Annotated in this window: 22 protein-coding genes; 18 read left to right on the top strand and 4 right to left on the bottom strand. The window is 75.3% G+C overall.

Annotated features, from left to right (window positions below; all coding sequences use genetic code 11):
- Positions 1–63 precede the first annotated feature (63 nt).
- From BLW43_RS10515 to BLW43_RS10505, 3 genes are all read left to right on the top strand, one after another.
- Complete coding sequence (locus tag BLW43_RS10515; protein WP_139284033.1) at positions 64–2,379, top strand: tetratricopeptide repeat protein; 2,316 nt, start codon at positions 64–66, stop codon at positions 2,377–2,379.
- 130 nt (positions 2,380–2,509) lie between these two features.
- On the top strand, positions 2,510–3,082 hold the full coding sequence (locus BLW43_RS10510; protein ID WP_093252923.1) for a hypothetical protein: 573 nt from the start codon (positions 2,510–2,512) through the stop codon (positions 3,080–3,082).
- A 35-nt stretch (positions 3,083–3,117) separates the two neighbouring features.
- Positions 3,118–3,774 (top strand): YggS family pyridoxal phosphate-dependent enzyme, encoded by a 657-nt coding sequence (locus BLW43_RS10505; RefSeq protein WP_093252921.1) that lies wholly within the window; start codon positions 3,118–3,120, stop codon positions 3,772–3,774.
- Positions 3,775–4,018: 244 nt separating this feature from the next.
- On the opposite strand, the gene xth is transcribed toward BLW43_RS10505, so the two are convergent.
- Positions 4,019–4,798, bottom strand: coding sequence for an exodeoxyribonuclease III (gene xth, locus BLW43_RS10500; RefSeq protein ID WP_093252919.1), 780 nt, complete (start codon positions 4,796–4,798; stop codon positions 4,019–4,021).
- Between the two features lie 456 nt (positions 4,799–5,254).
- On the bottom strand, positions 5,255–6,145 hold the full coding sequence (locus BLW43_RS10495; protein ID WP_093252916.1) for an N-acetylmuramic acid 6-phosphate etherase: 891 nt from the start codon (positions 6,143–6,145) through the stop codon (positions 5,255–5,257).
- A 194-nt stretch (positions 6,146–6,339) separates the two neighbouring features.
- Here BLW43_RS10495 and BLW43_RS10490 point away from each other — a divergent pair, with 194 nt between their 5' ends.
- The 4 genes from BLW43_RS10490 (at position 6,340) to BLW43_RS10475 (ending at position 11,233) form a co-directional block, all read left to right on the top strand.
- Positions 6,340–7,476, top strand: a complete 1,137-nt coding sequence (locus BLW43_RS10490; protein ID WP_093252914.1) for a glucosamine kinase nucleotide-binding domain-containing protein — start codon at positions 6,340–6,342, stop codon at positions 7,474–7,476.
- Positions 7,473–8,588: an N-acetylglucosamine-6-phosphate deacetylase gene (locus BLW43_RS10485; RefSeq protein WP_093252911.1), complete on the top strand. Its 1,116-nt coding sequence runs from the start codon at positions 7,473–7,475 to the stop codon at positions 8,586–8,588. The genes BLW43_RS10490 and BLW43_RS10485 overlap by 4 nt, the downstream gene beginning before the upstream one ends.
- 233 nt (positions 8,589–8,821) lie before the next feature.
- A complete protein-coding gene (locus BLW43_RS24730) occupies positions 8,822–9,940 on the top strand; it encodes an OB-fold nucleic acid binding domain-containing protein (RefSeq protein WP_425441175.1) in 1,119 nt (372 codons plus the stop codon).
- Positions 9,941–10,765: 825 nt separating this feature from the next.
- The gene (locus tag BLW43_RS10475; RefSeq protein ID WP_093252909.1) at positions 10,766–11,233 is read left to right on the top strand and encodes a YtoQ family protein; all 468 of its coding nucleotides are present in this window, start codon (positions 10,766–10,768) and stop codon (positions 11,231–11,233) included.
- A 171-nt stretch (positions 11,234–11,404) separates the two neighbouring features.
- Here the strand turns inward: BLW43_RS10475 and BLW43_RS10470 are convergent, their stop codons facing one another.
- Complete coding sequence (locus tag BLW43_RS10470; RefSeq protein WP_093252907.1) at positions 11,405–12,859, bottom strand: caspase family protein; 1,455 nt, start codon at positions 12,857–12,859, stop codon at positions 11,405–11,407.
- Positions 12,860–12,923: 64 nt separating this feature from the next.
- Here BLW43_RS10470 and BLW43_RS10465 point away from each other — a divergent pair, with 64 nt between their 5' ends.
- The 7 genes from BLW43_RS10465 to BLW43_RS10435 all read left to right on the top strand — a co-directional run bounded on the left by BLW43_RS10465 (position 12,924) and on the right by BLW43_RS10435 (position 21,287).
- Positions 12,924–13,283, top strand: coding sequence for a CU044_2847 family protein (locus tag BLW43_RS10465; protein ID WP_093252905.1), 360 nt, complete (start codon positions 12,924–12,926; stop codon positions 13,281–13,283).
- A gap of 2 nt (positions 13,284–13,285) precedes the next feature.
- Positions 13,286–14,239 carry a TrmH family RNA methyltransferase gene (locus BLW43_RS10460; RefSeq protein WP_093252903.1) on the top strand — a complete coding sequence of 318 codons (954 nt, stop codon included), beginning with the start codon at positions 13,286–13,288 and terminating at the stop codon, positions 14,237–14,239.
- A 209-nt stretch (positions 14,240–14,448) separates the two neighbouring features.
- Positions 14,449–14,940, top strand: coding sequence for a CoA-binding protein (locus BLW43_RS10455; RefSeq protein ID WP_093252901.1), 492 nt, complete (start codon positions 14,449–14,451; stop codon positions 14,938–14,940).
- 165 nt (positions 14,941–15,105) lie between these two features.
- Positions 15,106–16,410 carry an O-acetylhomoserine aminocarboxypropyltransferase gene (locus BLW43_RS10450; protein WP_093252895.1) on the top strand — a complete coding sequence of 435 codons (1,305 nt, stop codon included), beginning with the start codon at positions 15,106–15,108 and terminating at the stop codon, positions 16,408–16,410.
- Between the two features lie 8 nt (positions 16,411–16,418).
- The gene (locus BLW43_RS10445) at positions 16,419–17,813 is read left to right on the top strand and encodes a LysM peptidoglycan-binding domain-containing protein (RefSeq protein ID WP_093252893.1); all 1,395 of its coding nucleotides are present in this window, start codon (positions 16,419–16,421) and stop codon (positions 17,811–17,813) included.
- Between the two features lie 118 nt (positions 17,814–17,931).
- Complete coding sequence (locus BLW43_RS10440) at positions 17,932–19,134, top strand: alpha-D-ribose 1-methylphosphonate 5-triphosphate diphosphatase (RefSeq protein WP_093252891.1); 1,203 nt, start codon at positions 17,932–17,934, stop codon at positions 19,132–19,134.
- 101 nt (positions 19,135–19,235) lie between these two features.
- Positions 19,236–21,287: a putative bifunctional diguanylate cyclase/phosphodiesterase gene (locus tag BLW43_RS10435; protein ID WP_093252890.1), complete on the top strand. Its 2,052-nt coding sequence runs from the start codon at positions 19,236–19,238 to the stop codon at positions 21,285–21,287.
- Between the two features lie 91 nt (positions 21,288–21,378).
- Here BLW43_RS10435 and BLW43_RS10430 read toward each other — a convergent pair whose 3' ends face one another.
- Entirely contained in the window at positions 21,379–22,413 is a 1,035-nt protein-coding gene (locus tag BLW43_RS10430) for a sigma-54 interaction domain-containing protein (protein WP_093252887.1), read from the bottom strand.
- A gap of 269 nt (positions 22,414–22,682) precedes the next feature.
- Here BLW43_RS10430 and BLW43_RS10425 point away from each other — a divergent pair, with 269 nt between their 5' ends.
- The 4 genes from BLW43_RS10425 to BLW43_RS10410 all read left to right on the top strand — a co-directional run bounded on the left by BLW43_RS10425 (position 22,683) and on the right by BLW43_RS10410 (position 26,934).
- Positions 22,683–23,498 (top strand): OmpA family protein, encoded by an 816-nt coding sequence (locus BLW43_RS10425; RefSeq protein ID WP_175478845.1) that lies wholly within the window; start codon positions 22,683–22,685, stop codon positions 23,496–23,498.
- A gap of 241 nt (positions 23,499–23,739) precedes the next feature.
- Complete coding sequence (locus BLW43_RS10420) at positions 23,740–24,057, top strand: hypothetical protein (protein WP_139284031.1); 318 nt, start codon at positions 23,740–23,742, stop codon at positions 24,055–24,057.
- 53 nt (positions 24,058–24,110) lie between these two features.
- The gene (locus BLW43_RS10415; RefSeq protein WP_425441174.1) at positions 24,111–25,955 is read left to right on the top strand and encodes a M3 family oligoendopeptidase; all 1,845 of its coding nucleotides are present in this window, start codon (positions 24,111–24,113) and stop codon (positions 25,953–25,955) included.
- The gene (locus tag BLW43_RS10410; protein WP_093252881.1) at positions 25,948–26,934 is read left to right on the top strand and encodes a sugar phosphate isomerase/epimerase family protein; all 987 of its coding nucleotides are present in this window, start codon (positions 25,948–25,950) and stop codon (positions 26,932–26,934) included. The genes BLW43_RS10415 and BLW43_RS10410 overlap by 8 nt, the downstream gene beginning before the upstream one ends.
- Positions 26,935–26,992: the final 58 nt, after the last annotated feature.

Below are 26,992 nucleotides of genomic sequence, written 5' to 3'. Positions count from 1 at the left end.
GCGCGCTTTCGTGCACGCGCCGGAAGGGTTACCGTCCGCTCAAGGCGATTGCAGGGCGGGCGGATGGCGCAGGGCGAACCGGCATTCTGGGAGTTCCTCTGGCGTAACCCGTGGACATGGAGCCACGCCGAGTTCGCAACTTTCGCCGTCCTGCTCGGGGCGGCTGGCTCCGCGATCTGGGGTATTGTCGCTTACATGCGGTGGCTGCAGCGGAACCCCGACCTGCCGCAAGCAGCCGGCGCGGAACCGCCCTTGCCCACACCCGCCGCTCACACTCCCCCGCCCAAGCCGAAATGGCCGGCGTTCACCAATCTGCGGCCTGACCTGCACCGCGAGATCGTCGGGCGGGAGGGGGCGGTGGCGGCGCTGGACGCGACGCTGGCGCGGGCCTCCGGCGCGGCGCTGACGCCGGCGGCGGCGCTGCATGCGGCGGGGGGCATGGGCAAGACCTCGCTGGCGCGGCTCTACGCCAGGGAGCGGCGCGCGCGGTTCGAGGGCGTCTGGTGGCTGGAGGCCGAGACGGAGGTGACGCTGGTCGAGGGGGTCGACGCGCTGGCCGGCCGGCTGGGGCTGGCGGTCGAGGGCGACGCGAAGGCGCGGGCCGCGGCGGTGTGGGAGGCGGTCGAGGCTCGGCGCGCGCCGTGGCTCATCGTCTACGACAACGCGCCCTCGCACGCGGTTGTCGCGCCGTGGCTGGCGTGGGGCGCGGCGGTGAAGCTGCTGGTGACCTCGCGCCAGAAGGATTTTCCCGATAGCATTTCCGTGCTGCCGGTCGACGCGCTGGCGGGCGACGCGGCGGCGGAGGTTCTTGAGCGCGAGGCGCGGCGCTTCGACGACCGCGCGGGCGCGCTGCGGCTGGCCGAGGCGCTGGGCGGGCTGCCGCTGGCGCTGGTGCAGGCCGGGGCCTACGCGCGCGAGACGACGTTCGGTTTCGACGCCTGCCGGGAGCGGCTGGTCGAGATCATCGAGCGGACGCCGGACGGGGCGGATTATCCGGCGAGCGCGGCGGCGACGCTGGAACTTTCGCTGGCGCGGATCGACCCGCAGACGCAGGCGGGCGCCGACGAGTGGGCGCTGCTGCGGCTGATGCCGTGGCTGGCGCCGGAGGGGATCGACGCGAAGCTGGTGCTGGATGTGGCGGAGAGCGCGCGGTCGGCGGATTACCGTGAACCGATTCCTGGCGACCTGCGCGCCCTCGCCGCGGACGAGGCGCGCCTGCAGGCGGCGGTCTCGCGGCTGGCGGCGCGGGCGCTGGTCTCGACCGAGGGCGCCGGGCCGGCGCGGCGCGCGGCGCTGCACCGGGTGACGGCGCTGATCCTGCGCCGGCGGCTGGCGGCGGAGGCGGGCGGCCTGCGCGCGACGGCGGCGGCGGTTGCGGCGGCGGGGTATCCGGGAGCGGATCGTGATGCCCAGAACCGGGCGAGTTGGCCCGACTGCGAGCGGCTCAACCCGCATGTGGCGGCGCTGGCCGACGCCGCGAGCGGGCCGCCGGCGACGGCGGCGATGGACTTCCTGCTCAACCAGGCGGCGGTCTACTGGGGGGAGCACGCCGAGACCGGGCGGGCGCTGGCCTATGCCGCGACAGCGCTGGCGCTGAGGATCGCGCGGCTGGGGCCGGATCACCCCGGGGTGGGAATCGGGAACGCGATGCTGGGGCACCTGCGCCGCGAGGCAGGCGACCTGTCCGGCGCGGTTGCGAGCGGCGAGGAAGCGCTGCGCATCGCCGAGGCGCATGGAGATCCGACCATCGGCACTGACCTTTCGAACCTTGCCCTGACGCTCAAGGCGCTTGCGGCCCGGAAGCGCGCCGCCGGCGCGGCCGAGGAGGCGGCTGCGCTGCTGGAGCGCGCCGAGGGGCTGGAGCGGCGGGCCTGGGCGGCGGACCGGGCGCGGCTGCCGCAGGGCGCGCTGATCCGCCGCCTGCCGCGCGGGCGGGCCCCGGCGCAGGGCGACGCCCAGGGCGACCCGGCGCTGCTGGAGTACTGCGCCGTGCGCCTGAACAACCTCGCCGGGACCTGGCGCGCGCAGGGCAGGCCGGGGCGGGCGCTGTGCTTCGGCGCGGCGGCGCTGCGGCTGCGGCGCGCGGCGTTGGCGCCGGGGGACCATCGGATGGCGTTCTCGCTCAACAATGTCGCGACCTATCTGATGGAGGCGCGCCGGCCGGCGGCGGCGCGGCCGCTGCTGCGCGAGGCGCTGGACATCCGCGAGGACGCCTTCGCCGCCAACGACCGGCATCCGCTTCGCGTCGCCACCGCGCGGTCGCTCGCCTTGTGCCATTTCGCGCTGGGCGAGGAGGCCGAGGCGCTGGCGCTGTCCGCGGCCTACGGGCTCGATGCGGAGGCGCTGCGCGCGAGGGCGGCGGCGCATCGCCCCGGCTGAGCCGGGCGGCGCGGCGGAGCGGGTCCATCGCGCACGGTTTGTCCGATATGCGACAAGTTCGCTTGCGCTTAACCATCACACGTCTAAAGTGTCGGCACGCGGAAACGGGCGGATGCGGGGAGGGGTTGGCGTGACGCGACATGGCTGCATCCTCGCGGTGCTTCTGCCCCTTGCGGCCGCCCTGGCGCCCGTGGCGGCGTCCGCGCAGATTTTCGGGGGGGCCTCGGCCTTCCCGCTCGACACGCCCGACGCGCCGCTCGTGAGCCTCTGCGCCGCGGAGTGCGAGCCGTCGGGAGCGGGCTCCCCGGTCACGGTGACGGTGGGCGGCGAGACCTCGCGCGTCGACGTCACCCGCTTCACCCCCAACCCGCGCTTCGGCGGCTCGGAGACTGGCGCCATCGGCGCGGCGGCCTCGGCTTACGGATTCGACTTCGGCGGCGCGTTCCACAAGGCCGACGAGAGCCACGACGACCGCGTGAGCTTCGGCGCGGCCTTCGTGCGCGGCGCGCTGCGCTTCGGCGGCGGCCTCAGCTTCGGCGTGGGCCCGGCGGAGGACCAGCCGGGAGCGGCGAGCCTCGGCCTCGGCGTCGCGCTGGCGCCCGGCCTGTCGGTGGACGGCGGCGTGGCGTTCAGCGAAACGCCGCAGGGCGAGGCGCGCGAGACGGACGTCGAATACGGCGTGCGGATGCGCTTCGACTTCTGAAGCCCGCGAAAGACCTCTAATGCCGGTTGAACATCATGTCTCTTGAGAGCGTGCGTGCGCGCATCGCCGCCGCGACCCGCGCCGCCGGCAGGCCCGAGGGCGCGGTGACGCTGGTCGCCGTCTCCAAGGTGCAGCCGCTGGAGCGGGTGGAGGCGGTGCTGGACGCCGGCCAGCGCGTCTTCGGCGAGAACCGGGTGCAGGAGGCGGCGGGCAAGTGGCCGGCGCTGCGCGAGCGCTTCGCAGGCGTGACGCTGCATCTCATCGGCCCGCTGCAGACCAACAAGGCGAAGCAGGCGGTGGAGCTGTTCGACGCGATCCAGACGCTCGACCGGGAGAAGCTGGCGGCGAAGCTGGCGGACGCGATGGCGGCGACCGGGCGGACGCCGGCGCTGTTCGTGCAGGTCAACACCGGCGACGAGGCGCAGAAGGCTGGCGTGGCCCCCGAGGCGGCGGACGGCTTCATCGAGGCGTGCCGCCGCGACTACGGGCTGACGCCGGCGGGGGTGATGGCGATCCCGCCCGCCGACGCGGACCCCGCCCCGCATTTCCGGCTGCTGCGCGAGATCGGCGCGCGCAACGGGCTGGCCGGGCTGTCGATGGGGATGAGCGGCGATTTCGAGGCGGCCATCGCCGAGGGCGCGACCCATGTGCGGGTGGGCTCGGCGCTTTTCGGAGAGCGCGACTACGGCTGAGGCGCCCTCCGCCCAGTCCCCACAGGCTGGCCCCCACACGCTGGCCCCCGCACGCTGGCCCCCTCACCCCGGCCCTCTCCCGCAGGCGGGAGAGGGGGCGATGGCGGCGCTGACGGCGCCATGGCGGCGAAGGCCGCGCGCGGCTTCGGTCGGGCGGCTGGGGGCGGGCGTATTGGGGGATGTATCTCAGGCTGGCGGCTTCGGAACGGCGCGCGCCGGCCGGGGTCGCCGCGCGGCGCCCGCATCAGATATCGAGGTCGATCCAGAGCGGGACGTGGTCCGACGGCTTCTCGCCGCCGCGCACGCCGCGGTCGATGGCGCAGGCCCTGAGCCGGTCGGCGGCCTGCGGCGTCAGCAGGGCATGGTCGATGCGGATGCCGTAGTTCTTCGGCCAGGCGCCGGCCTGATAGTCCCAGAACGTGTAGGCGACGTCGTCGTGCAGCGCGCGGTAGGCGTCGTACCAGCCGAGGTTCAGGATGCGGCGGAAGGCGGCGCGCGTCTGCGGCAGGAACAGCGCGTCGTCGGCCCAGGCGGCGGGGTCGTGGACGTCGCGCGGCTCGGGGATCACGTTGTAGTCGCCGAGCATGACGGCGGGCTGCTCCTCGGCCAGCAGCGCGCGGGCGCGGGCCTCGAGCCGCTCCATCCAGGCGAGCTTGTAGACGTATTTCGGGCCGGGCGCGGGGTTGCCGTTGGGCAGGTAGAGGCCGCAGACGCGCACGGCGCCCCGGTCGCCGGAGACGGTCGCCTCGATCCAGCGCGCCTGCGCGTCGTCGTCGTCGCCGGGCAGGCCGAGCGAAAGGTCCTCCAGCGGGCGGCGGGAGAGGATCGCGACGCCGTTGAACCCCTTCTGGCCGTGGACGGCGACGTTGTAGCCGAGATCCCCGATCGCCTCCGCGGGGAAGCCGGCGTCCTCGGACTTGATCTCCTGCAGCACGGCGACGTCGGGGCGCGCGGCCTGAAGCCAGTCGAGCAGGGCGGGCAGCCGCGCCTTGACGCCGTTGATATTGAACGTCGCGATCTTCATGGGGCGGCCTCCGCGCGGGTCGTTCGGGAGGCTTAGCGCGGGGCGCGGGGGATGGCGAGCGCCGGCGGGCGCGGGCGGCGGTCGGACGTCCCGCTCGGCGGCCTGCGCGCCCGGCCGCCGTCGGCCGCGGCGATCTGCGCGGCGATCCACCCATGCGCGCATGGCCGCCCCTCCGGGCCTTCGAACGGGCTGCGCGGGCGCCCCCGTTTGCGCCGGGACGTCGCCCCCGGCTAGCGATGGAGCGTTGATGGAGGCCGGCACCGAGGCGCGGCGGGTCGCCGTTCCGACGCCGCCCCTGCGCCGGGATGTCGCGCGCGACGCTCGACGGGCCGTCGCCGGGAGCCCGCGGCGCAGGGCGGAGCGCGGCGGGCGCGCCAAGAGCCCGGGCGGGCGCAGGCGCCGACGGCCGGGCCAGGCCAGTCGGGCGGGCGCGCGGGACTTGGGGCCGCCCGCAGGCTAGCGGCGCCCGTCGATCTCGGCGAAGGCGGCGCGCAGGCTGGGCGCGCGGGCGGCGAGGGCCTCGGCCTCGGCGAGCGACAACCCGCGCAACGTCAGCGCCGCCGCCTCGATGCGCGCGCCCGACGCCGCCAGCGCGGCCCGCGCCTCCGCCTCGCCCGCGCCGGTGATCGCGCGCAGGATGGCGAGGCGGCGGCCATCCAGCTTGGCGTTGGAGGAGGCGAGCCGCGCCATCAGGTTGTCGTAGGTTCCGCCAAGGCGCACCATGATGGCGGTGGAGAGGATGTTCAGCGCGGCCTTCTGCGCGGTGCCGGCCGCCATGCGGGTGGAGCCGGCGACGACCTCGGCGCCGGTCTCCAGCAGGATCGGCCGGTCGCTGGCCTCCAGAAGCGGGGTTCCCGCATTTCCGGCCAGCCCGATCACCAGCGCGCCGGCCTCCCGCATCGCCTGCGCGACCGCGACGGCCCAGGGCGTGCGACCGCTCGCCGCGACGCAGAGCGCGACGTCGCCCGGCCCGGGGTTCAGCGCGCGCGCGGCGGCGGCGGCGCCCTCCGCGTCGTCCTCGGCGCCCTCGACCGAGCGGGTCAGCGCGCCCTGCCCGCCGGCCATGAGATAGACCAGCCGTTCGTCCGGCCAGCCATAGGTCGGGCGCAGCTCCACCCCGTCCTGCACCGCGATGCGTCCCGAGGCGCCGGCGCCGGCGTAGACGAGCCGCCCCCGCCCCTGCGCGAGGCGGACCGCGGCCTCCGCCGCCGCCGCGGCGAGTTCGGCGCGCCGGGCGTTCACCGCCGCCGCCGCCGCGAGCTGCCCCTCGGCGAGGGCCGCCACGATCTCCTCCACAGGCCACGCGTCGAGGCCGCGGAACCGCTCGCTGACGTCTTCGGTGCGCATTGGGCCCCTCCCGATCGGACGCAACCAGTTGAAAGACGCGCGCGGCGGGCGCAAGACGCTGCGGGTCGCAGGCGCAAGGCGCGACGCGACGGGACGCGACGCGACGCGACGGGACGCGACGGGACGGGACGGGACGCGACGGGACGCGCGCGCAGGGCGCGACGGGGCGCGCGCGGCGGAAAGGGGCCGGGGGCTTGAGCGCAGGCGCGGCATGGCTGGCGGCGGCGGACGGGGGCGGCAGCGGGCTGCGCCTGCGACTCTGCGCGCCGGACGGGGCGCGTCTGGCGGAGGCGACGGCCGGGCCGGCGAGCCTGACCCACGGCGTCGAGGCCGCGCGCGCCGCCATCGTCGCGGCGCTGGCGCAGGCGACGGCGGCGGCCGGCCTCCGCCCGGACGCGCCCATCCGCCTCGCCCTGGCGCTGGCCGGGGCGCGCAGCGCGGCCCGACGCCGCGCCCTGACGGCGGGCGGCGGCTTCGGGGCTGCGGAGGTCATGGTGATGACGGACGGCTACGCGAGCCTTTTGGGCGCCCATGGCGGCGGCGCGGGCGCGACGGTCGCGATCGGCACCGGCGTCATCGCCATGGCGCGGCTGCCGGACGGGCGGGTGGCGGAGGCGAGCGGCTGGGGCTTTCCCGCTGGCGACGAGGGCGGCGGCGCCTGGATCGGCCTCTGCGCGGCGCGGGCGCTGACGCGGGCGCTCGACGGGCGCGGGCTGGCCTCGCCGATGACCGAGGCGGTCGCCGCGCGCATCGGCCGAACGTCGGAGCAGGTCGCCGCATGGCTGCTCGAGGCGGGACCGACCGACTACGCGGCGCTGGCGCCGGCCGTGGCGGCGGCGGCGCGGGACGGCGACGCCGCGGCGGCCGCGATGCTCGACGCGGCGGCGCTGGAGACGGCGCAGGCGGTCGTGGCGCTCGACCGGCAGGCGCTCGCGGCGCAGGACATGCAGGAGCGCGCGGGGCCAGGCGCCGAGGACGCCCCTGCGCCCGGCGAGATGGCGGCGGGCTCAGGGGCGTCCGCGCCTTCTCCGCGGAGGGAGCAGCAAAAGTCCGCACCCGACCCCGAGACCCGCGAGGCCGAGGCCCGCGGAGCCGGGAGCGCGGCGGCGCCTTGCGCCGGGGGCGCGGCTGGGCCGGTCGCGCTGCTCGGCGGGTTGGCCGGGACGCTGGCCCCGCGCCTGCCCGCCCCCCTGCGCGCACGCCTCGTCGCGCCGCGGGGCGACGCGCTCGACGGGGCGCTCATGGCGCTGCGCGGTCTCGCCCCGCCCGAGCGTCTGCCGCAGGAAGACGCCGCGTCGCCGCCTCGGGCCTCGCCGGGAGATGCGTCATGAGCGTCGCGCTCGAAGGCTCGGTGCTGACGCCGGACGGCTGGCGCGCGGGGCGGCTGCGCTGCGACGCCGGCGTGATCGCAGTGGAGGGCGCCCCGACCGAGACGCCGGCGGCGCCCTTCGTGCTGCCCGGCTTCGTCGATCTGCACGTCCACGGCGGCGGCGGCGCGGACATGATGGCGGGCGGCGACGCGATCCGCCGGGCGGCGCGGCTGCACGCCCGCCACGGCACCACGGCGCTGCTGGCGACCTCGGTGACGGCGCCGCCGGAGGCGACCGCGGCGTTTCTCGACGCGGTGCGAGACGCGATGCGGGAGGGGGCGCCGGAGGGGGCGCAGGAAGGGGCCCGCGTGCTCGGGGCCCATCTCGAAGGCCCGTTCCTCAACCCAGCCAAGCTCGGCGCCCAGCCGCCCTTCGCCGCAGCGCCGGATCTGGCGCTGCTCGCCGACTGGCTGAAGCGGGCGCCCGTGCTGGCGATGACCTTCGCGCCGGAGTGCGACCCCGGCGGCGCGCTGCTGGCCGCGCTGAAGGCCGCGGGCGTCAGGCCGCAGATCGGCCACACGCTCTGCTCCTACGCCGAAGGGACCGCGGCGCTGCTGGCGGGCTGCGGCGCGACGCATCTCTTCAACGCCATGTCGGGCCTCGCCCACCGTGACAACGGCGCGGCCGGGGCGGCGCTGGCGCATGCCGAGTTCGCCGAGATCATCCCCGACCTCATCCATGTCGAGGCCGGGGCGATCCTCGCCGCGCGCCGGGCGATCCCGGGCCTCTACGGCGTGACAGACGCCACGGCGGGAGCGGGCATGCCGGACGGCGTCTATGCGCTGGGCGGCCAACGGGTGATCAAGCGCGGCGGGGCGATGCGGCTGGAGAGCGGCGCGCTGGCGGGCTCGGCGCTGACCATGGACGCAGCCCTGCGCAACCTCGTCGCGATCGGCCTGCCGCTGGCCGAGGCGTCGCGGCGGCTGAGCGCGACGCCGGCGGCGTGGCTGGGCCGCGCCGACATCGGGCGCCTCGCGCCGGGTGCGCGGGCGGACGTGGTGACGCTGAACGGCGCGCTGGAGGTCGAGCGGGTGCTGATCGGCGGCCGGCCGGTCGACCTTATGAGAGCCTGACCCGAAATTCGCCGGATGGCGGATTTCAAGGCCGGCCACCGCCCTGAAACCCCTTTCCCACCCCCATGCATTGCGCAGTTCGAATGGCCGGGAGGCTAGGGCGGGGCTGTGGGCAGAGACCCGAAGCGGCGTTTCGGGTCAGACTCTGAGGCGGCTCGGCCCCGGGACGGTTGGACACCCAAGAGGTGGCGAATCGATTGCGCGGGCGCATATGTTCGCATTATGTTCCGATCATGAGCATCATTCCACCTCCCTCCGGCGCGGCAGGCGCGGCGCATTTCGCCGGCGAGCGCAGCCTCGCCGCCCGCCGCCGCGCCGACGCCCTGCGCGCGCGGGCGGACCCGGAGGGCGCGCGCCCGGCGAAGCCGGCGCGCGCGCCGCTGCCGCCGCATCCTGCGTCCTCTGCGATCCATGGCTGCTGGCCGCGCCCGCCCGCCTGCGTCACGGCGCGGATGATCGGCGGCGCGCCCTTCGCGGGCGCGGCCGACCTGCGCCCCGATGGCGCCGGTCTCGCAGGGGGCGAGACGGACGCCGCCGACAGCGCTGCAGGGAAGCCGGGCGCGGCGGAGGCCGGCGCGGGGTTCTCGTCCATGTCCGCCGCACCCCGGCGACTGCCGTCTCGCCCCCTCCCCTCTCAGGCCACCACCTCTCAGGCCAGCGGGTCTCTCGCAGACCGGGCTGAGGGCGGCGAGGCGCCGCCGGGCGCCGGGGGGCTCGGCCACGGCCGGCGCGGCGGCCCGGCGCTTGCCGACGCCTCAGCGCGCGCGGATGGGCGCGCAGATGGGCGCGCGGATGGGGCGGCGCTTGCGGACGGGGCGGCGCTTGCGGACGGGGCGGCGCTTTCTCACGGGGCGGCGCTTGTCCCCCATGGCGCGCTGGCGGCCGCGGCCGGGCTGGTGATCGTCCGCCAGCGCCCTGGCAGCGCCAAGGGCGTGCTGTTCATCACGCTGGAGGACGAGACCGGCGTGGTGAACGTGGTGGTCTGGTCCAAGGTCTACGAACGGCACCGCCGCGCGGTGCTGGCGGGGCGGCTGCTGCGCGTCACGGGCCGCGTGCAGCGCGAGGGCGCGGTCGCGCATCTCGTGGCCGAGCGGATCGAGGACGTCTCCCACCTGCTCGACGCGCTGGCGGAAGGTCGCGTCGGCGCGCGCGACGACGTGGGCGCGGCGAGCCTCGCGCCCGCCGACGAGGTGCGCCGCCCGCAGCCGGAGGGCTCGCGCCCGCCCGCCTACGGCGCCGCAGGCCGCGCACGGGGCCTCGTCCGCGGCGCCGCGCCCCGGGCGACGCACCCGCGCGACCAGTCGAAGCTGCTGTTCCGCGCGACTCCGAGCCTGCCGGCGCCGGAGAGCTGAGCGTTGCGGCCGGCGGAAAGCGCGCCGCGCGCGATCGGCTCCCGATCCCGACGCCGGATCCCGACGCCGGCCGCAGCCGCGCGCCGGCTCGCGCAGCCGGCCCTGTTCCGGGTCGTGCGCGCAAACGGCTCAAGAGGCGCGCGCGGACGACCGAAGGGGCCGGCGCCGCCCATCGCCGCAGGCGCTGCAAGTTCGAGCGCCTCCGCGCAAACGGGAAAGCCCCGCAGGCGCCGACAAGGCCGCCGAACCAGCCCCCCCGCGAGAGCGCGCCGCCGAGCGCGTCCACGAGCGCCATCACCCCTTCCGCGAACCCGTGCGCGAAAGAGCACGCGCGCAATGGCAGTTGGGCGCGCTCATCTTCGGTCGTGCGGCGGCTGGCGCTCGGGCGCTCGGGCGCTCGGGCGCTCGGGCGCTCGGGAGCGAGCCGCAGCGCGCCTTCGCCGGCAAGCTCCGCCCGCCTACCACATCGCGCGGCCCCCGATCGCACAGCACGCCTCGCCCCCCCCACCCTCCGCGCCGCGCCCCGCAGCATCTCGCCAAGGGCGCCGTCGCGCCCGACCTGCACGCTGCAACACACCGGCGCAATCGCATTGCGCCCGTCTCTGGCCGCCCGTCTCTGGCCGCCCGTCTCTGGCCGCCCGTCTCTGGCCGCCGCCCCTCGCGATCCCCGCTGCGTGCAGGAGGTCGCGGCGCGTGCGCGGCGCGCGGTCGCCTGGCGCCGGCGCGGAGCCCCGCCGGCAGGCGCGGCTGCGCCGGGGTCGCCGGTTGCCCCGCCTCCGCGGCGGAGGCCATAAGCGGCCAGTCAAACCGAACGGAGACCTCCCGATGACCTCGACGACGACCTGGAACGTGTACCTCTCCGGCGAGATCCACACCGACTGGCGCGAGACCATCGCCGCCGCCTGCGCCGCGCGGAAGCTCCCCGTCGCCTTCTCCGCGCCGGTGACGGACCACGAGGCGTCAGACGACTGCGGCGTGGCGATCCTCGGGGCCGAGCCGAACAAGTTCTGGCATGATCGCAAGGGCGCACAGCTCAACGCCATCCGCACCCGCACGCTGCTGGAGAAGGCCGACGTCGTGGTGGTGCGCTTCGGCGAGAAATACAGGCAGTGGAACGCGGCCTTCGACGCCGGCTATGCCGCAGCCCTCGGCAAGCCCCTGATCATCCTGCACGGCCCCGACCACGCTCATGCGCTGAAGGAGGTCGACGCCGCCGCGCTGGCCGTCGCCGAGACGCCGGAACAGGTGGCCGCCCTGCTCGCCTACGCCGTGACCGGACGGCTCGACGGCTGAAGGCGCGCAATTGCGCCGCGGCGCAGGCGCTCAGGCGTTCGCCGGCCTCGCCCCCCGCGTCCGACACAGCGCCGCCGCCCCGGCCCGATGAGAGCCTCCGCCGCCATCCCTCGACCGTGGCCGCCGTCCTCGACCGACTGGCGCGCGTCCGACGATGCGCCGGCGCCGCGCTCAGTAGCCGGGATAGACGGGGTAGAACGCCACCGGCGCGCTGTTCTCCATCGCGAGCGCGAGGAGGATGACGATCCCAAGCGCGACGAGAGCCCAGTTGCGCAGCCGCGTGCGCCGCGCGTCGGCCGGCCCGCCCGCGCGCGCGCCCCACAGCCGGTCCGCGAAGGTCGCCGGCGCGGCCTCGCCGGCGCCGGCCGTCCTGCGCGCGAGCTCGCCGCGCAACGTCTCGCGCTCGCCCTCGGCGCGCGACAGCGCATTTTGCAACTGCGCGATCTCAACCCGCCGCAGCTCAGCCGCGGCGGCCAGATCCGACCGCTCCTTGGCCTCCTGCGCGGCCCGCGCGCGGCCGCGCTCCGCCTCGGCCTGCGCGGCGGCGAGCGCCTCGCGAGCCTCGTCGCATTCCCTGCGCAGACCCGCCGCCTCGGCCTCCGCCGCCTTGCCGGCCTCCCGCGCCGACGCCAGTTCGCCCCGCAGCGCGGCCGCCGCCGCCTCGGCCCTGGACGCGGCCTCGGCGCCCGCGGGCCGCGCGAGCGCCTGCCGCAGCCAGTCCGCCACTATCACGTTGAGGTCGTCGAGCCGGGCGAGGCGCTGCTCGAACTGGCGGCTGACGTCGGCGGCCATGCGCGGGTCCGCCTCGGCCATGTCCCACAGCCGCGCTGCGGCGCCGAGCGCCCCGTAGAGGTCGCTCTCCCACAGCGCCGCCACTGCGTCGGCCGGCAGCGGCCGGCGCGGATTGGGGTTGCGCGCGAGGATCAGCGCCGTGGTCTGGTCGTCGACCCAAAGGCGCGGCCGCATCGCCGGATTGTCGTCCGGCGCGCGCCGCGCGACATAGCGGTGCAGGTCGTTGATGGTGATGAACTCCCGCTCCGCCGCCGCCTCGCCGTTCTTCAGCGCGTCGACGACGTGGCGGGTGAAGATCGACCGGCCGTCGACCTCGAAGGCGCTCTCCTCCGCGCCTGAGGCCGCCAGCACGAAGCGCCCGTGGCCGCCGGGGTCGAAGTCCGTCCGCACCAGGAGGTCGCTCCCGCCGCTCTTGGCGCCGGGCTGGAAGGCGCCGCTGTGGCAGCAGTCGAGCATCAGCACCTGACGGCGCGAGCCGCTGCGGCTCATGCGTTTGCGGATGAAGTCGGCGTCGAGCGACATCGGGCTGGGGTCGTCGGGGTCGGTGCGCGGCAGGGCGAGGTAGAGGTCGCCATGCGCGTCGCGCACGCCGTGACCGGAATAGTAGAGCAGCACGGTGTCGTCGGGGTGGCGGTTCGCGAACAGGCGGTTGATCGCGGCGCGCGCCTCGTCGAGCCCCGCGTTGAGCAGGAGCTCGGTCTCGAAGCCGGCGATCGCCTTGTCGCCGAGCGCCTCGCGCAGCGCGATGACGTCCGCCGACGGCGCGGAGAGACGCGCGAGGCGCGCGTGCTCGTACACCGAATTGCCGATCAGCAGCGCGACCTTGTCCGCCATCGACGCCCCCGCTCCGTTCTGGAACACTGTCGCCGACGCGCGCGCTTACCGGCAAGGACGAAGAATGACCAACCTCATGGTTTTCGACACGCCGCACGGACCGGTGGCGGTGGAGATCGACGACGCGGCCGCCCGCGCCGCCGGCGCCCGGCCGCAGGGCGGCATGGTCGCCAAGGGCGGCGGCCCGCAGGAGACGGTGGCGAAGGCGCCGGGCAGCTTCAGCGATGCGCTCGGCGTGCTGCGCGCCTGCGCCGGCGGGGTGACGGACGTGCTGTCGCAGCTCGCCGTGGCGCCGAGCGAGGTGGAGGTGCAGGTCGGGCTGAAGCTGAGCGGCTCGGCGGGCTTCGTCATCACCCGCGCCGGCGCGGAGACCGAGCTTTCGGTGAAGCTGACCTGGAAGCCCAGCGCCAGCCCGGCGGCCTGAGCATGGCCGGGGGCGGAAGCGACGGCGGCGGCGATGGCGGCGGCGATCGGGGCGGCCATCAGGGCTTGGGCGGGCGGCGCGACGGGCGCGGCGGCTCTGGGGGCGGCTCTGGGGGCGGCGGCGACCACCGCGGCCACGTCCGCGCGGAGGCGCGACGAGCGGGGCCGGGCCGCGCCGCGCCCTGGCGCCGCCCGGAGGACGCGGAGGACGCGACGGTGTGGCTGTTCGGCCTGCATGCGGTGCGCGAGGCGCTGGAGAACCCCGCCCGCGTCCGCCGCCGGCTGATCCTCACCCGCAACGCCGCCGACCGGCTGGCCGAGGCGGTCGCGGCCTCGGGCATGACGCCCGAGATCGCCGACCCGCGCCGTTTCACCGCGCCGCTCGATCCCGCCTCGGTGCACCAGGGCGCCGCGCTGGAGGCCGAGCCGCTCGACTGGGGCGACGTGTCGAGCCGGTGCCGGCCCCTTCCCGACGACCCCGCGCCCGTCGCGCTGCTGCTCGACCGCGTGACCGACCCCCACAATGTGGGCGCGATGCTGCGCTCGGCGGAGGTCTTTGGCGCGCGGGCGGTGATCGCGCCGCGCCGCCACAGCGCGCCGGAGACCGGCGCGCTCGCCAAGGCGGCCTCGGGCGCGCTGGAGCGCCAGCCCTATCTGCGCCCGCCAAACCTCGCCCGCGCAATGTCAGCGCTGAAGGAGATGGGCTATGCGCTGATCGGGCTCGACGGCGCGGCGGGGCTGGCGCTGCCGGAGGCCGTCGCCGCGACGGGCCGCCGCCCGCTCGGGCTGGTGCTCGGCGCGGAAGGGGCCGGGCTGCGGGAGCTGACCGCGAAGACCTGCGATTCGCTGGCCGCGATCCCCGCCGCGAGCGCCTTCGCCTCGCTCAACGTGTCGAACGCGGCGGCCGTTGCGCTGCATCTGGCTCACGCCAGGCGGAATGTGGCGGGTCGAGACTGATTGCGCCAGAAATGTGGCAATTAACCAAAACGAGAACGAGACTTCCCTACCAATCCGGAGTATCGTCTCCACATGTGATGCGGGGCCGGTCGGCGCACGCCGGCCAGCCCCACCACTCACTGTCCCTCGTTCCGACTTTGCGCCCGCCTCGTGCGGGCGCTTTTTTTTGATGCTAGGGGATCGCTCGCACCGTTTAAGGGAGCCATGCGATGCGCCTGCCGAGTTACAGCCACGCGACGCTGCGCAGGATTCTCCAGCGCACGAAGGTCATCGCCGCAGTCGGCGTCTCGGTCAACCCGGTTCGTCCATCGGCCTATGTCGCGCGCTATCTGGCGCAGAAGGGCTACAGGGTGATCCCCGTCAATCCGGCCTATGTCGGCCAGGAGATCGGCGGCGAGCCGGTGCGCGCCAGCCTCGCCGACATTCCTGCAGACCTGCGGATCGACATGGTGGACGTGTTCCGCCGCTCCAGCGAGGCCGGGGCGGTGGTGGACGAGGCGCTAGACGCGCTCGGCGACCGGGGGCTCTCGACCGTCTGGATGCAGATCGGCGTGATGGACTGGGAGGCGGCGGCCCGCGCGGAGGCGCGGGGCGTCGAGGTCGTGATGAACCACTGCCCCAAGATCGAGCATCAGCGGCTGTTCAACGAGCTGCGCATCGGCGGCTTCAACACCGGCGTGATCTCGTCGCGCCGAAGCTGAGGCGGCGGCCCGAAAGGCGGCGGCCCGAGAAGCGCCGGCCCGAGAAGCGGCGCGCCGCCGCGCCCCTGTCGGGCGCCGCGCCCCTGTCGCGCCGCCGGCCGGCGGTGTAGGCTCCGCGCGCGCAGGGGCCAGAAGCTCCCGCGAGACCGCTCTAGGAGGGAGATCATGGCGAATCGCACCTACGGCTTCGACACGCTTCAGGTCCATGCCGGGTCGCAGCCTGACCCCGCCACCGGCGCGCGGCAGACGCCGATCTACCAGAACACCGCCTATGTCTTTCGCGACGCCGACCACGCCGCGGCGCTCTTCAATCTCCAGGAGCTCGGCTTCATCTACTCGCGGCTGCAGAACCCCACGGTGGCGGTGCTGGCGGAGCGGGTGGCGACGCTGGAGGGCGGCGTGGGCGCGGTGGCCTGCGCCTCGGGCCACGCCGCGCAGATCATGGCGCTGTTCCCGCTGATGCGGCCGGGCCTGAACTTCGTGGCCTCGACGCGCCTCTACGGCGGCTCGGTCAACCAGTTCAACCACGCCTTCAGGCATTTCGGCTGGGAGGTCCGCTTCGTCGATTTCGAGGACATGGCCGCAGTGGCGGCGGCGATCGACGAGAACACCCGCGCGGTGTTCTGCGAGGCGATCGCCAACCCCGGCGGCTATGTCACCGACCTCGCCGCGGCCTCGGCGGTCGCGAGGCAGGCCGGTCTGCCGCTGGTCGTCGACAACACCACCGCGACGCCGTACCTCTGCCGCCCCTTCGAGCATGGCGCCGACCTCGTCGTGCATTCGACCACCAAGTATCTCTGCGGCCACGCGACCTCGATGGGCGGCATGGTCGTGGACAGCGGAACTTTCGACTGGACCGCCTCGGGCAAGTTCCCCGCCCTCAGCGAGCCCTGCCCCAGCTACCACGGGCTGAAGTTCCACGAGACCTTCGGCAACCTCGCCTTCACCTTCTACGGCATCGCGGTGACGCTGCGCGACCTCGGCATGTGCCAGGCGCCGATGAACGCCTTCGAGACGCTGATCGGCATCGAGACCCTGAGCCTGCGCATGGACCGCCACTGCGCCAACGCGCTGAAGGTGGCGTCGTGGCTGGAGCGCCACCCTGCCGTGAGCTTCGTGAACTACGCCGGGCTGCCGTCGAGCCCCTGGGCCGAGCGCGCGAAGCGCTACTGCCCCAAGGGATGCAGCGCCATCTTCACCTTCGGGCTGAAGGGCGGCTACGACGCCGGCGTGAAGCTGGTCGATTCGGTCGAGCTGTTCAGCCATCTCGCCAATCTCGGCGACGCGCGCTCGCTGATCATCCACCCCGCCTCGACGACGCACCGCCAGCTCACGCCTGAGCAGCAGGCGGCGGCGAACGCAGGGCCGGAGGTGATCCGCCTGTCGATCGGCATCGAGGACGCGGACGACCTGATCGCCGATCTGGAGCAGGCGCTCGCGGCCAGCGCCGGCGCCGTCGCGGCGGAGTGATCGGGCCGATGCGACACGGTGGAGGCGCGGGCGGGAAGCGTCGGGCGCCGACGCTGCTCGCGGCGCTGGCCGCGGGCGCGCTGGCCGCGGCCGCGGCCGGCGGCGCGGCGGCGCAGGAGCTGCCCTGCGGCGAAACCTATGTCATCCAGCGCGGCGATACGCTGCAGCGCGTGGCGCGGCGGGCCTATGGGCCGGGCGCCAGCTACATCCCGCTCTGGCGTTTCAACCGCGGCCGGGTGGCGACGCGCGACCCGTCGCTGATCGAGATCGGCGACGTCATCGCGATCCCGTGCCTCGACGCCGACGGCGACCCCATCCCGTTGCCGGCCGGCGTCTGGCCGCAGGCGGTCGGATCGGCGGGGTCCACGGAGGAAGCTGCGCTGCCGCCCCGCGGCGCAGAGGACGCGCTTGCTGGCGAAGGGACCGACGCGGCCAGGCGCGAAATCGGGGAGCGCGACGCGGACGCGCAGGACGGGGAGACGCAGGACGGGGGTGCGCAGGACGCGGACGCATCGCATAGGGCCGCTTCGCCAGAAGCGACAAACCCGGCGGCGGCCGGGGCGACAAACCCGGCGGCGGCCGGGGCGACAAACCCGGCGGCGGCCGGGGCGGCGGACGGGGCCGCCGGCGACGATGCGGAACCCTTTGGAGCCTCGGACGACGCGGCGTCCGGAGAGGCCGACGCGGCGCGACCGGCCGCAGCTGCGTCCGCAGCCGGGTCCGCCCGGGCGGTCATGCTGCGCGTCGGCGCGGACGCCGGCGCGGCCGAGGCGGTCGCACGGGCCGCGCTGACGCTGACGCTCGGCGAGGACGGCTACGGCGTCGAGCCTGCCGCCGCTCCCTCCGCCGCCCCCGCCGCGGCGGAGGCCGGCGGAGCGGCAACGCCCGCGCCATCGGGCCTCACCGTGCCGCAGATCAGGCCGGACTGCCCCGCCGCGGAGCGCTTCTGCGGCGGGAGGGCGTGGTCGCGGCCCCTGGTGGAGCGGATGCTCGTCGTGCACCTCGCCGCGGACGCGCCGTCGCCCTCGACGCCGGGCGGGCTTTCCGGCGCGCGGCTCTGCGCCACTCGGGCGGCCGCGCCGGCGGCGCTGGCGGCGCTCGGCTTTCCCGCCGCCGGGCTCCGGCAGCAGGACGCGCTGGGCTGCTTCGCGGCGGTCATCGCCGGCGAGGCCGACGCGGTGATCTCGGAGGCCGCCGACGCCGACGCCGCGATGGCGGCGCCGCAGGCGTCCGCCGCGCTGGTCGAGGCCGTCGCGCTGGCCCGCTTCGCCACGCTGCGCGCGGCGGCGCGCAGCGACGACGCGCAGGGGCTGGCGGCGCTGGCCGCGCTCGACGCCGGGCTCGCCCGCCTGCGCGAGAGCGGGCGCTGGCTGGACGCCGCCTCGGGCGCGCTCGCGCCCTGACGCCCCGCGCCGCCGCCGCGCGACAGCGTCAGCGGTCGCGCGGAAATCGACCGCGCCGGGCGCACGCCGCCCGCGCCGCACGCGGCCCCGACGGGGCGCGCAACCATCTGGAGGCGCCATGGGCGTTCAGCGCGCGCAGGCCGGGCAGACCCCGGCGGACGGGTCTTCGGCCGGGGCCGGCGAGACCGTCCTCGCCAACGCCCGCGTCGTCACGCCCGACGCCGTGCTGCGCGGCGCGGTGCTGATCCGCGACGGGCTGATCGCCGACGTGAGCGCGGGGCCATGCTCGGCGGCGGGCGCCGTCGATCTAGACGGCGACTACCTGATCCCCGGCCTCGTCGAGCTGCACACCGACAATCTGGAGCGCCACCTGCGCCCGCGCCCGGGCGTCGACTGGCCGCGCCGCGCCGCGCTCGCCGCCCATGACGGCGAGTTCGCCTCGGTCGGCGCGACCACGGTGCTGGACGCGCTGCGCGTCGGCTCCATCGACGACCGCGACAGCGGCCTCGGCGACTACGCCGCCGGCGCGGCGGAGGCGGCGGCGCAGCTTCGCGCGCTCGGCCTGCTGCGCGCCGACCATCACATCCACATCCGCTGCGAGCTGTGCTCGCCGAACCTGATCGCCGAATACGACCGGGTGGGCGGCGACCCGCGGGTGCGGCTCATCTCGGTGATGGACCACACCCCCGGCCAGCGCCAGTTCGCGCGGCTGGAGAAATACGTCGAGTACTACCAGGGCAGGAAGGGCTTCTCCGACGCCGAGATGGCCGCCTTCATCGAGACCGCCCGCCGCCTGCAGATCGCCCATGAGCGCGACAACCGCGCCGCGCTGGCCGAGCGCGCGCGGGCCCGCGGGCTGATCGTGGCGAGCCACGACGACGCGACCGCCGAGCATGTCGCCGAGAGCGTCGAGATCGGCGCCGCAATCGCGGAGTTCCCGACCACGGCGGTGGCCGCCCGCGCCTCGCGCGCCGCGGGGATGCAGGTGCTGATGGGGGCGCCGAACCTGCTGCGCGGCGGCTCGCATTCCGGCAACGTGTCGGCGCTGGCGCTGGCGGAGGCGGGACTCGTGGACATCCTGTCCTCGGACTATGCGCCCGCCTCGCTGATGCTGGCCGCGTTCAAGCTCGCCGAGGAGGTGGAGGCCTACGACCTGCCCGCCGCCATCGCCTGCGTCACCGCCAACCCCGCCCGCGCCGCCGGCTTCGCCGACCGCGGGGCCGTCGCGCCGGGCCTGCGGGCCGACCTCGCGCGGGTCTACCATGTCGAGCGCCTCTGCGTCGTGCGCGGGCTGTGGCGGGAGGGGACGCGGGTGCTCTGAGGCGCCCGCAACCGCCCGCGCCGCCCGCTTAACTTCCCGTCAAGCCCGCGACCCTATCGCTGGGGCCGGGATCTGCAGGGGGCGACATGAAGCGGCGACGCATGGGCGCAGGGTTCCTCGACGCTGCGAGCGCGGCGCCGGCGGTTCTGTGGCGTCGCTACCTGCTGTCGATGGCGGTGATCGTCGCCGCCGTCTTCGCGGTGGAGCTGAGCGCCCGCCTCAACCTCGAAACGGGCCGCGAGCGCGCCCTCAACGTCGCCGAAAGCGCCCGGCAGGAGGCGCGGCTGAGGCGCCTTGGCGACACCGCGCGCGATTTCACCGAGAGGCCGACGCTGGCCGGCCGCATCGCCCTTGGCGAGACGCTGACGCTGTTCGAGCGCGGGCATGCGGCCCTCTTGGCGGAGTCGCGGCGCGCCGCCGCGCTGCGCGCCCTGTTCGACGGCCCGGACGGGCTCGACGTCGCCGCGCGCGCGGCCGCCGGCGACGCGCGGCGGCTGCTGATCGGCGCGCCGGACCCGGCGGCCGCCCTGGCGCGGCTGCAGACGGAGAGCCGCGGCGCGCTCGCCTTCGCGATGCGCGCCGCCGCCGCGGCCTTCCAGGCCGAGGCCGCCCGCGACATGCGTCGCGCCGAGGCGGCGCGGACGGCGACGGTAGCCGCGGTGCTCGCCGCGCTCCTGCTGCAGGCCGCCTTCGTCGTGAGACCCGGGCTGCGCGCGATGCGCCGCGCCCTCGCCGGCCTGCGCCGCCGCGGCGCGCGGCTGGCGCGGATGCGCGCCGCCGCCATGACCCGCGAGAACGCTCTGCGCGCCCATGTCCGCAGGGCCGAGCGGCTCGCGCGGGAGGACGCGCTCACCGGGCTCGCCAACCGCCAGGGGTTCCACGAGGCGCTGCGGGAGCGGCTGGCGCGCGATCCGGACGGCGTGGCCGTACTCCACATCGACCTCGAGCGCTTCCGCCAGGTCAACGACGCGCTGGGGCAGGCGGCCGGCGACGGCGTTCTGCGCCACGCGGCGGAGGCGCTGCGCCGCCACGCCGGGGCGGGCGCGTTCATCGCCCGCGTCGGCGGCGACGAGTTCGCCGTCATGACCGTGGACGGCGCCGGGCGCGAGGCGCTGACGGCCCTGGCGAGCCGGCTGATCGGCGCGCTGGCGCTGCCCGTGGCGGTGGACGGCGAGGTGTGCCGCGTCGGCGCCAGCATCGGCGTGGCGGACGGCCGCGCCCCGGACGCGGCGTCGCGGTCGCCGACGTCGCCCTTCGCGCCCGCGACGCGCGCTGCGCAGACGCTCGCCGAGGCGGCGCTGGCGCTCGACGCCGCCCGCAGGGCCGGCGGCATGCGCAGCGCCTTCTTCACGAGCGACCTGCGCGCGAGGGCGGAACGGGCCCGGCGGCTCTCCGACGACCTGCTCGCCGGCCTGCCCCGCGGCGAGATCGCGCCATTCTACCAGCCGCAGTTCTGCGCGCGGACGCTGAGGATCGTCGGGGCGGAGGCGCTGGCGCGCTGGCGCCACCCCGAATTCGGCGTGCTGGCCCCCGCCGAGTTCCTGCCGATCGCCGAGGAGCTCGACCTGCTGGGCGAGATCGACCACGCCATTCTCGTCACGGCGCTGGGAGACCGGGCGCAGTGGCGCGCCGAGGGCGTCGCGGTCGACCGCGTGTCGGTCAACGTCTCGATGCGCCGGCTGCAGGACGAGGGGCTGATCGAGAGCCTGCGCGGCCTAGACATGGCCCGCGGGACCGTGGCGTTCGAACTGCTGGAGTCGAGCTTTCTCGATGCCCGCTGCGGGGCGGCGTCTTGGAACATCGACACGCTGAACGAGATGGGCGTGGAGATCGAGATCGACGACTTCGGCACCGGCCACGCCTCCATCGCCAGCGTGATGGCGGTGCGGCCGCGGCGGCTGAAGATCGCCCGCGAGCTGATCATGCCGGTGGTCGACAACCCGCGGCAGCGCGACGTCGTGCGCGCGCTGGTCGGCATCGGCCGGACGCTCGGCTGCGAGATCGTCGCCGAGGGCGTGGAGACGCCGGAGCACGTCGCCGCCGTCCGGGCGCTCGGCTGCGACGTGCTGCAGGGCTACGCGCTCGCGCGCCCGATGGCCGGGGACGCCGTCGCGGGCTTCGCGCGGGAAGGGGCATGGCTGCGGACGGCGTGACGCAGGCGGGCGCGGCGCCGTCGTTGCGGGCGGCGCGGCGGCTGTCGGGTCGGTCGTCTGGGCGGTCGTCTGGGCGGCTGTCTGGGCGCGGCTAACGGCGCTCGGTCGGCGCGACGCCGAGATCGGCGAGCTTGCGGTAGAGCGTGGTGCGGCCGATCCCGAGGCGGCGCGCGGTCTCGCTGATCCGGCCGCCGCACTGGCCGTACACCCTCAGGATGTGCTCGGCCTCGACGTCGGCGAGCGTGCGACGGTCCATCGCGGCGTCCTCGGCGAAGGCGCGTACGGAGCGGGCGGCCTCGTCCTCGGGCCGCGCCGCGCCGCCCGGCTGCTCCAGATGCCGCGCCGTGAGCGCCCCGCCGCCCGCCAGGACGGCGGCGCGGTGGAGCGCGTTCTCCAGTTCGCGCACGTTGCCGGGCCAAGGCGCGGCCCGCAGGGCGTCGAGCGCGTCCTGCGTCAGCTCAGGCGTCGCGACGCCCTCGGCCCGCGCGACGGCGGCGAGGATGCGGCGGGCGAGCGGCGCGATGTCCTCCCGCCGGGCGCGCAGCGGCGGGATGCGGATGGGAAACGCGCTGACGCGGTAGAACAGATCCTCGCGGAACCGCCCGGCGGCGACCTCGCGCCGCAGGTCGCGGTTGGTCGCGGCCAGCACGCGCACGTTCACGCGCTGCGGGCGCGCCGCGCCGACAGGGTCGATCTCGCCTTCCTGCAGCGCGCGCAGCAGCTTGACCTGCGCGGCGAGCGGCAGTTCGCCGAGTTCGTCGAGGAAGATCACGCCGCCGTCGGCCTCGGCGAAACGGCCGGTCTGCCGGGCCACCGCGCCGGTGAACGCGCCGCGCTCGTGGCCGAACAGGATCGACTCGACCAGCGCCTCGGGCAGCGCGCCGCAGTTGACGGCCACGAACGGCCCCGGCGCGCGCGGCGAGGCGGCGTGCACGGCGCGGGCGAACACCTCCTTGCCGACGCCGCTCTCGCCTTCGAAGAGCACGGCGATGTCCGACGCCGCGGCGCGCATCGCCAGCGACAGCGCCGCGCGGGTCGCGGGGCTCTCGGCCACGAGCCGGACCGGCCCGCCCGCGGAGGCCGCAAGCAGGTCTCCGGCCTGATCGAGTCCGTCGCGCGCGCCCATCGGCAAGTCTTCGCCCGGCCATGGTTAAGGGAGTGTTGCCGCGGCGGCCCCAGGTCGCCCCGCCGCGCGCTCCGCAGACCCGCGCAGTGTTGTCATTCTGCGACGCAGCGACCAAACTCACACGCGAAGCTGATCTCCCAGTCGCTTCGCGATTGTGGCTTTTCCGCTTTCATGCAAGAGAACATGCAGGTTTGGCCGGCGGGCCGACGAGGGCAAGAGACCACATAAGGGGCAGGCGACGGTCGCCCCGGAACGGAACGGAGAGAGGGATGAAAAACATTTCCCGCGCTATTCTCGCTGTCGCGGCTGTCGGCACGGCGGGCTGCACCAACCTTCACGGCGGATCGCTGGTCGACACGTTCTTCGCCGAGGGCTTCCTTGGCGAGAGCATCGGCGGCAGCGGCTACAACGCTGAACTGGCGCGCGCCTACCAGCAGCTCGCGGCCTACAACGCCGAGACCGACGTCAACTGGCTCGACTCGACGGTCTACATGGACCGCTCGCGTCAGGCCGCCGCGGGCAACCCGCCGGAGCTGTTCCAGCCCGCCGAGTACGGCGTGAACGGCGACCTGGAGGCCCTGCGCGCCCAGACGCTGAGCGCGATCTCGGACTACGCCTCCGCGCGCCCGGCCGAGTGCGCCAGCCTCGCCGCGCATTACGACTTCCTGGTGGAGCAGACCTACCAGGCGCCCGGCACCAACCTCGCCGGGGCCCGCAACCGCTACAACTCGTCGCTGTCTGCCTGCACCGGTCTCGGCGACGCCGACCTGACGGTGTTCTTCGGCTTCAACAGCTCCGCACTCGACGGCATCGCGAACGCGGTGATCGACGACGTCGTGAACGCGGTCAGCGCGACCGCCGAGGCGATCTCGGTCGTCGGCCACACCGACACCGTCGGCTCGGTCACCTACAACCAGCGCCTCTCCGAGGCCCGCGCCGCCTCGGTCGCCGACCGCATGATCTCGCTGGGCATCGACCCGTCGCGCATCACGCAGGCCGGCCGTTCGGAGCTCGAGCCCGCGGTCGCCACCGGCGACGGCGTGCGCGAGGCGCGCAACCGCCGCGTCGAGATCGCGGTCGAGTGACGTCCCGCGGCGCTTCGGCGCCGCAGTCGACCGGAACCCGCGGCGCTTCGGCGCCGCCTTCGAACGCAAGACGACAGCCAGCGCCCCGCATGAAGGCATGCGGGGCGTTTTTCGTCGTCGGGCGGCAACCGGCGCACCCGGCCGCGTTGACCCAGCACCCGAACCGGCCCATCTCATCGTCATGATGAATCGCACCGTCTCAGCAGCCGCGCGCAGCCTCGCCGCAGGGGCGGCCGTCGCCATGGCGCTCCACGGACCCGCCGCGGCGCAGGGGACCGACGACCCGGCCCCGAGCGAGCCGCCGCTCGGCGCGCTTCTTGAGGATCTGCTGCGTCCCGGCGGGCCGATCGACCAGATGACCCAGAGCGCGCGCGAGGCCATCGAGGCGCTCCAGCAGCGGACGGGCCCCTGGGCCGATGCGCTGGGCGCAGTCATCGCCAACCCCGACGCCTACGAGACGCCCAAGACCCTGCCGAACGGCGACATCGTCATCCGCAGGCGCGCCGAGCCGTCCGACGAACCGGACGAGACGCCGCCGCCGCCGCCAATCGACCTTTGACGCAAGCCGCGGCGCGCTCGAGCGCGCCGCCCGACCACATCGCCGGAGTCGCCATGACCACCCTGCCCGACGCCCTCGCCCCTGACGACATGCAGACCCGCGCCCCGGCCGCCGACGGCGCCGACGCGGCTTTCGGGGCGATGCCGGAATGGCGGCTCGACGACCTCTACGCCGCGCCGGACGACCCCGCGCTCAAGGCCGACATCGACTGGGCGCGGCAGGCCTGCCTCGACTTCGCGGCGCGCTACGAGGGCCGGCTCGCGGGTCTCGACGGCGCCGGGCTGGCGGAGGCCGTCGCCGCCTATGAGCGCATCGAGAGCAGGCTCGGCCGCGTCGTGAGCTATGTAAGCCTGCGCTACCAGCAGAACACGGTCGACCCCGCCCGCGCCAAGCAGCTCGGCGACGCGCAGACCGCGATCACCGACCTCACCACGCCGCTCGTATTCTTCACGCTGGAGCTGAACCGGCTGGAGGAGATCACGCTGCAGACGCTGCTCGACGGCAGCCCGGCGCTGGCGCGCTGGCGGCCCTGGATCGAACGCGTGCGCGCGTTTCGCCCGCACCAGCTGTCGGACGAGCTGGAGAAGTTCGAGCACGACCGCTCGGTGGTCGGCGTCGCGTCCTGGGTGCGGCTATACGACGAGACCACCGCGGCGCTGGAGTTCGACGTCGACGGCGAGACGCTGTCGCTCGAGGCGACGCTCAACCGCCTGTCCGACGGCGACCGCACGCGCCGCGAGGCGGCCGCCCGCGCGCTGACGCAGGTGTTCCGGAAGAACCTGCGCCTCTTCACCCTCATCATGAACACGCTGGTGAAGGAGAAGGAGATCGACGACCGCTGGCGCAAGTATCCCTCGCCCCAGTCGGTGCGCCACCTCTCCAACCAGGTCGAGCCGGAGGTCATCGCGGCGCTCGACGCGGCGGTGGTGGAGGCGCTGCCGCGGCTCTCGCATCGCTACTACGCCATCAAGGCGAAGTGGCTGGGCCTGGAGAGGCTGGAATTCTGGGACCGTAACGCCCCCCTGCCCGACGCCGACGACCGCAAGATCCCCTGGGAGGAGGCGCGCGACGCCGTGCTCGGCGCCTACGCCGACTTCTCGCCGAAGATGGCGGAGCTGGCGCAGCCGTTCTTCGAGAAGGGCTGGATCGACGCGCCCGCCAGGCCCGGCAAGGCCCCCGGCGCCTTCGCCCACCCCGCCGTCGCCGACGTGCACCCCTATGTCCTGCTCAACTACATGGGCAAGACGCGCGACGTGATGACGCTGGCGCATGAGCTCGGCCACGGCGTGCACCAGCGCCTCGCCGCGGAGCAGGGCGAGCTGCTCAGCCGCACGCCGCTGACGCTGGCGGAGACCGCGAGCGTCTTCGGCGAGATGCTGACCTTCCAGCGCCTGCTCGCCGCCGAGACCGACCCGACCAGACGCAAGGCGCTGCTGGCCGGCAAGGTCGAGGACATGCTCAACACCGTCGTTCGGCAGATGGCGTTCTACCGTTTCGAGAGCCGGGTGCATGCGGCGCGGCGCGAGGGCGAGCTGACCTCCGAGCAGCTCGGCGAGATCTGGATGGCGGTGCAGCGCGAGAGCCTCGGCCCGGCGATCACCCTCGGCGACGGCTACGAGACCTACTGGACCTACATCCCGCACTTCATCCACACGCCGTTCTACGTCTACGCCTATGCCTTCGGCGACGGGCTGGTGAACGCGCTCTACGCCGTGCACCGCGACGGCATGGCTGGCTTCCAGGACAAGTATTTCGACCTGCTGCGCGCCGGCGGCACGAAGAAGCACGGCGAGCTTCTGGCGCCCTTCGGGCTCGACGCCGCCGACCCGGGTTTCTGGCGCAGGGGCCTTTCCGTCATCGAGGAGATGATCGACGGGCTCGAGGCGCTGGATGGCTGAGGACGGGCGCCCCCCGGGCGCGGCGAACCGACACGCGGCCGGACAGGCCACCGGCCTGCGCGGCGTAGGCCTGAGCCTCGGCTATTCCGCCGACACGCTGTCGGACCTGCCCGCCGCGATCGACGCGGCTGAGGCGCTGGGCGTGGACAGCGTGGAGATCTTCCTGCCGGCGCTCGGCGTGGTGATCGACGGCCGGGTGCGGCCGCGGGCGCTTGCGATGATGCGCGGCGCCTGCGCAGGGCGGGGCTGCGCCATTACGCTGCACGGCCCGCTCTCAGGTGATCTGGGCGCCGAGGCCGCGGCTCCGCTCCAGGCGGAGGTCGTGCGGGCGTGCCTCGAGACCGCCGCGGAGGTGGGCTGCGGGGTGCTGGTGCAGCACGCGACGGTGGCGCAGGTCGGCCGCGGCGCGGATTTCGCCGACGCCCGCCGCCGCGAGCGCGACGCGCTGGCGGCGCTCGCCGAGGACGCCGCCGCGGCGCGCTGCGTGATCGCGCTGGAGACGATGTGGGCGCGGCCCGGCGAGCGCACCGCGACGGGCGACGAGATCGCCGAGACCCTGTGCGCCGTCGCAAGCCCCTGGGTCGGCGCCACGATCGACTTCAGCCATTCCTGGCTGAACGCCGTCGCGCTGGGCGTCGACCCGATGGCGTGCATCGCGGCGCTGGCCCCCCATGCGCGGCACCTGCACGTCCATGACAGCTTCGGCCGCCCCGCGACCTTCAGGCCTTGGACGCGGGGCGACGCGCTAGCCTTCGGCTTCGGCGATCTGCACCTGCCGCCAGGCGAGGGTTCGCTGCCCTGGGAGGCGCTCGCCGCCCTGCCCTATGCGGGGCCCGCGCTCGCCAATCTGGAGGTCGACGGCCGCTTCAGACACGCCTGGGCGGACTCGGTGAGCTGGGCGCGCCGCTGGATCGGACGCAGCGCCGCGCCGGGCGCGGCTCCTGCACGCGCCGACAGGGCCGCCGCAGGCTGCGGCTGACCGCCCGCGGACAGGGCCGCCCGACCGGAACCCGTAAAGCGACAGGCCGCCGCGTCGC

The organism is Rubrimonas cliftonensis, assembly GCF_900107585.1.
Taxonomy (GTDB): domain Bacteria; phylum Pseudomonadota; class Alphaproteobacteria; order Rhodobacterales; family Rhodobacteraceae; genus Rubrimonas; species Rubrimonas cliftonensis.
The sequence above is the reverse complement of the archived record's forward strand: the minus strand, read 5'-3'. Positions and strand labels throughout refer to the sequence as shown.

Excerpts from the sequence above, each read along its gene's own strand:
- BLW43_RS10515 (WP_139284033.1), top strand. The coding sequence starts at position 64 with ATGGCGCAGGGCGAACCGGCATTCTGGGAGTTCCTCTGGCGTAACCCG.
- BLW43_RS10505 (WP_093252921.1), top strand. The coding sequence starts at position 3,118 with ATGTCTCTTGAGAGCGTGCGTGCGCGCATCGCCGCCGCGACCCGCGCC.
- xth (WP_093252919.1), bottom strand. The coding sequence starts at position 4,798 with ATGAAGATCGCGACGTTCAATATCAACGGCGTCAAGGCGCGGCTGCCC.
- BLW43_RS10495 (WP_093252916.1), bottom strand. The coding sequence starts at position 6,145 with ATGCGCACCGAAGACGTCAGCGAGCGGTTCCGCGGCCTCGACGCGTGG.
- BLW43_RS10485 (WP_093252911.1), top strand. The coding sequence starts at position 7,473 with ATGAGCGTCGCGCTCGAAGGCTCGGTGCTGACGCCGGACGGCTGGCGC.
- BLW43_RS24730 (WP_425441175.1), top strand. The coding sequence starts at position 8,822 with ATGAGCATCATTCCACCTCCCTCCGGCGCGGCAGGCGCGGCGCATTTC.
- BLW43_RS10475 (WP_093252909.1), top strand. The coding sequence starts at position 10,766 with ATGACCTCGACGACGACCTGGAACGTGTACCTCTCCGGCGAGATCCAC.
- BLW43_RS10470 (WP_093252907.1), bottom strand. The coding sequence starts at position 12,859 with ATGGCGGACAAGGTCGCGCTGCTGATCGGCAATTCGGTGTACGAGCAC.
- BLW43_RS10465 (WP_093252905.1), top strand. The coding sequence starts at position 12,924 with ATGACCAACCTCATGGTTTTCGACACGCCGCACGGACCGGTGGCGGTG.
- BLW43_RS10460 (WP_093252903.1), top strand. The coding sequence starts at position 13,286 with ATGGCCGGGGGCGGAAGCGACGGCGGCGGCGATGGCGGCGGCGATCGG.
- BLW43_RS10455 (WP_093252901.1), top strand. The coding sequence starts at position 14,449 with ATGCGCCTGCCGAGTTACAGCCACGCGACGCTGCGCAGGATTCTCCAG.
- BLW43_RS10450 (WP_093252895.1), top strand. The coding sequence starts at position 15,106 with ATGGCGAATCGCACCTACGGCTTCGACACGCTTCAGGTCCATGCCGGG.
- BLW43_RS10445 (WP_093252893.1), top strand. The coding sequence starts at position 16,419 with ATGCGACACGGTGGAGGCGCGGGCGGGAAGCGTCGGGCGCCGACGCTG.
- BLW43_RS10440 (WP_093252891.1), top strand. The coding sequence starts at position 17,932 with ATGGGCGTTCAGCGCGCGCAGGCCGGGCAGACCCCGGCGGACGGGTCT.
- BLW43_RS10435 (WP_093252890.1), top strand. The coding sequence starts at position 19,236 with ATGGGCGCAGGGTTCCTCGACGCTGCGAGCGCGGCGCCGGCGGTTCTG.
- BLW43_RS10430 (WP_093252887.1), bottom strand. The coding sequence starts at position 22,413 with ATGGGCGCGCGCGACGGACTCGATCAGGCCGGAGACCTGCTTGCGGCC.
- BLW43_RS10425 (WP_175478845.1), top strand. The coding sequence starts at position 22,683 with ATGAAAAACATTTCCCGCGCTATTCTCGCTGTCGCGGCTGTCGGCACG.
- BLW43_RS10420 (WP_139284031.1), top strand. The coding sequence starts at position 23,740 with ATGGCGCTCCACGGACCCGCCGCGGCGCAGGGGACCGACGACCCGGCC.
- BLW43_RS10415 (WP_425441174.1), top strand. The coding sequence starts at position 24,111 with ATGACCACCCTGCCCGACGCCCTCGCCCCTGACGACATGCAGACCCGC.
- BLW43_RS10410 (WP_093252881.1), top strand. The coding sequence starts at position 25,948 with ATGGCTGAGGACGGGCGCCCCCCGGGCGCGGCGAACCGACACGCGGCC.